2 rRNA genes are annotated in these 4,340 nt (G+C 53.3%); both read left to right on the top strand.

The features are described from left to right. Window positions 1-694: ribosomal RNA gene (locus E3O67_RS10060) — 16S ribosomal RNA — on the top strand; the annotation flags it as partial. 462 nt (window positions 695-1,156) lie between these two features. Further along, window positions 1,157-4,285 (top strand): 23S ribosomal RNA (locus tag E3O67_RS10055). Window positions 4,286-4,340 lie beyond the last annotated feature (55 nt).

Raw genomic sequence — 4,340 nt, 5'->3', positions numbered from 1 at the left:
TCCGTGTCGCAGCTAACGCATTAAGTTCCCCGCCTGGGGAGTACGGCCGCAAGGCTAAAACTCAAAGGAATTGACGGGGGCCCGCACAAGCGGCGGAGCATGCGGATTAATTCGATGCAACGCGAAGAACCTTACCAAGGCTTGACATATAGAGGAAACGGCTGGAAACAGTCGCCCCGCAAGGTCTCTATACAGGTGGTGCATGGTTGTCGTCAGCTCGTGTCGTGAGATGTTGGGTTAAGTCCCGCAACGAGCGCAACCCTCGTCCTATGTTGCCAGCACGTAATGGTGGGAACTCATGGGATACTGCCGGGGTCAACTCGGAGGAAGGTGGGGATGACGTCAAATCATCATGCCCCTTATGTCTTGGGCTTCACGCATGCTACAATGGCCGGTACAAAGGGCTGCAATACCGCAAGGTGGAGCGAATCCCAAAAAGCCGGTCTCAGTTCGGATTGAGGTCTGCAACTCGACCTCATGAAGTCGGAGTCGCTAGTAATCGCAGATCAGCAACGCTGCGGTGAATACGTTCCCGGGCCTTGTACACACCGCCCGTCAAGTCATGAAAGTCGGTAACACCCGAAGCCAGTGGCCTAACCCGCAAGGGGAGGAGCTGTCGAAGGTGGGATCGGTGATTAGGACTAAGTCGTAACAAGGTAGCCGTACCGGAAGGTGCGGCTGGATCACCTCCTTTCTAAGGAGCACAGCACCTCTCCTCTGTATACAGGGAGATCAAGGTGTCAAGCCATTACGGGAACACATGTTTCCCGGTGGCGCTCATGGGTGGAACATTGACATTGATGCGTTGAGGACACTGGTGAACCCGGTACGCTTTGGAGCTGTTTACAGCACTGGAGTTGGAATGGTTTGTCACTGAACGAAACGTGTATGCACGCTGTTGGGTCCTGAGGGACCGGAACATTCCTGGCTACGGCCGGCGGGTGAACCTTTCCTCTGGACCTTTTCCTGTCTCCATCATTCGGTGGCAGGTGAGGGTACCGCCCGTACTTTGAGAACTACACAGTGGACGCGAGCATCTTAAATTTGACTCTCGTAAGAGAGCAAATTACAAAGATCTAAGCAATTAGATCATTGGTCAATTTTGATCGTGAGACTTTTGAGTCTTACGATTCTTAATCGATTCAAACTCATGTGATTTCAAATTTCTAAGAGCAAACGGTGAATGCCTTGGCATGTAGAGCCGAAGAAGGACGTAGTAATCTGCGATAAGCCTCGGGGAGTTGATAAACGAACTGTGATCCGAGGATTTCCGAATGGGGAAACCCCGCCAGGCCCTTTGGGTGACCTGGTGACTCCCGCCTGAATATATAGGGCGGGTAGAGGGAACGTGGGGAAGTGAAACATCTCAGTACCCACAGGAAGAGAAAACAATAGTGATTCCGTTAGTAGTGGCGAGCGAAACCGGATGAGGCTAAACCGATCATGTGTGATAGCCGGCAGGCGTTGCATGGTCGGGGTTGCGGGACTTTTCTGCTGCTTCTGCCGAACAGTGAGGGTTAGAGCGTTGTATAGACGAACAGGATTGAAAGCCTGGTCATAGAGGGTGCGAACCCCGTAGTCGAAATGCAGCAATCGCCCGAAGAGTATCCCAAGTAGCACGGGGCCCGAGAAATCCCGTGTGAATCCGTCAGGACCACCTGATAAGCCTAAATACTCCTACATGACCGATAGTGAACAAGTACCGTGAGGGAAAGGTGAAAAGTACCCCGGGAGGGGAGTGAAATAGTACCTGAAACCGTTTGCTTACAAACCGTTGGAGCCAGCTTTGTTCTGGTGACAGCGTGCCTTTTGAAGAATGAGCCTGCGAGTTAGTGATATGTGGCGAGCTTAACCCGAGAGGGGAATGCGTAGCGAAAGCGAGTCTGAATAGGGCGATTCAGTCGCATGTCCTAGACCCGAAGCGAAGTGATCTATCCATGGCCAGGTTGAAGCGACGGTAAGACGTCGTGGAGGACCGAACCCACTTCAGTTGAAAATGGAGGGGATGAGCTGTGGATAGGGGTGAAAGGCCAATCAAACTTCGTGATAGCTGGTTCTCTCCGAAATGCATTTAGGTGCAGCGTTGCGTGTTTCTTGCCGGAGGTAGAGCTACTGGATGGCCGATGGGGCCTAAAAGCTTACTGACGTCAGCCAAACTCCGAATGCCGGTAAGTGAGAGCGCAGCAGTGAGACGGTGGGGGATAAGCTTCATCGTCGAGAGGGAAACAACCCAGACCACCAACTAAGGTCCCAAAGCGCGTGCTAAGTGGGAAAGGATGTGGAGTTGCACAGACAACCAGGAGGTTGGCTTAGAAGCAGCCACCCTTGAAAGAGTGCGTAATAGCTCACTGGTCAAGTGATTCCGCGCCGACAATGTAACGGGGCTCAAGCACGCCACCGAAGTTGTGGCATTGATATTTTTGGTAAGCCGCACCCTTGTGGTGTTGGTTCAGCCGTGTTGATGGGTAGGAGAGCGTCGTGTGGCCAGCGAAGCGGCGGTGTAAACCAGCCGTGGAGGCTACACGAGTGAGAATGCAGGCATGAGTAGCGAAAGACGGGTGAGAAACCCGTCCTCCGAAAGATCAAGGTTTCCAGGGCCAGGCTAATCCGCCCTGGGTAAGTCGGGACCTAAGGCGAGGCCGACAGGCGTAGTCGATGGACAACGGGTTTATATTCCCGTACTGGCGAAAAACCGCCCAAACTAATCCAGTAATGCTAAGCATCTGAATCCCCTAGATGGATCCCTTCGGGGTGAAGCGTGGGGCCTAGCGTGCGACCCTATGCTGGTGCGGTTAGCGTATTAACAGGTGTGACGCAGGAAGGTAGCTGAGCCGGGCGATGGTTGTCCCGGTCTAAGGATGTAGGCCGAGAGATAGGCAAATCCGTCTCTCATATAAGGCTGAGACCCGATGGGTAGTCCTCACGGACGAAATCAGTGATCCTATGCTGCCAAGAAAAGCATCGACGCGAGGTTTTAGTCACCCGTACCCCAAACCGACTCAGGTGATCAGGTAGAGAATACTAAGGAGATCGAGAGAATCGTGGTTAAGGAACTCGGCAAAATGCCCCCGTAACTTCGGGAGAAGGGGGGCCTGAGGCGTGAAGGGATTTACTCCTGGAGCGTTCGAAGGCCGCAGAGACCAGTGGGAAGCGACTGTTTACTAAAAACACAGGTCCGTGCCAAGTCGCAAGACGATGTATACGGACTGACGCCTGCCCGGTGCTGGAAGGTTAAGAGGAACGGTTAGCCGCAAGGCGAAGCTGAGAATTTAAGCCCCAGTAAACGGCGGTGGTAACTATAACCATCCTAAGGTAGCGAAATTCCTTGTCGGGTAAGTTCCGACCTGCACGAATGGCGTAACGACTTCCCAGCTGTCTCAACCGCGAACTCGGCGAAATTGCATTACGAGTAAAGATGCTCGTTACGCGCAGCAGGACGGAAAGACCCCGTGACCTTTACTACAGCTTGGTATTGGTGTTCGGTGTGGCTTGTGTAGGATAGGTGGGAGACTGTGAAGCTTGGACGCTAGTTCAGGTGGAGTCATCGTTGAAATACCACTCTGGTCATATTGGATATCTAACTTCGAACCGTGATCCGGTTCAGGGACAGTGCCTGGTGGGTAGTTTAACTGGGGCGGTTGCCTCCTAAAAAGTAACGGAGGCGCCCAAAGGTTCCCTCAACCTGGTTGGCAATCAGGTGTCGAGTGTAAGTGCACAAGGGAGCTTGACTGTGAGACTGACAAGTCGAGCAGGGACGAAAGTCGGGACTAGTGATCCGGCAGTGGCTTGTGGAAGCGCTGTCGCTCAACGGATAAAAGGTACCTCGGGGATAACAGGCTGATCTTGCCCAAGAGTCCATATCGACGGCATGGTTTGGCACCTCGATGTCGGCTCGTCGCATCCTGGGGCTGGAGTAGGTCCCAAGGGTTGGGCTGTTCGCCCATTAAAGCGGTACGCGAGCTGGGTTTAGAACGTCGTGAGACAGTTCGGTCCCTATCCGCTGCGCGCGCAGGAAATTTGAGAAGATCTATCCCTAGTACGAGAGGACCGGGATGGACGAACCTCTGGTGTGTCAGTTGTTCCGCCAGGAGCACCGCTGATTAGCTACGTTCGGAACGGATAACCGCTGAAAGCATCTAAGCGGGAAGCCGGCTTCGAGATGAGATTTCCATCCCTTCGGGGGAGAGGCTCGCAGCTAGACTACTGCGTTGATAGGCCGGATGTGGAAGAGGGGACTAAAGACCCTCGGAGCTGACCGGTACTAATAAGCCAATAATTTGATAACACACCAGTTTGAATAAGCTGCAAGCGTCCACTATGTGGTTCTCGATGTACGGTCG

It is taken from the genome of Cryobacterium sp. TMT3-29-2, from assembly GCF_004564305.1.
Lineage (GTDB): Bacteria > Actinomycetota > Actinomycetes > Actinomycetales > Microbacteriaceae > Cryobacterium > Cryobacterium sinapicolor.
This window is presented reverse-complemented; position numbering and strand designations above follow the sequence as displayed.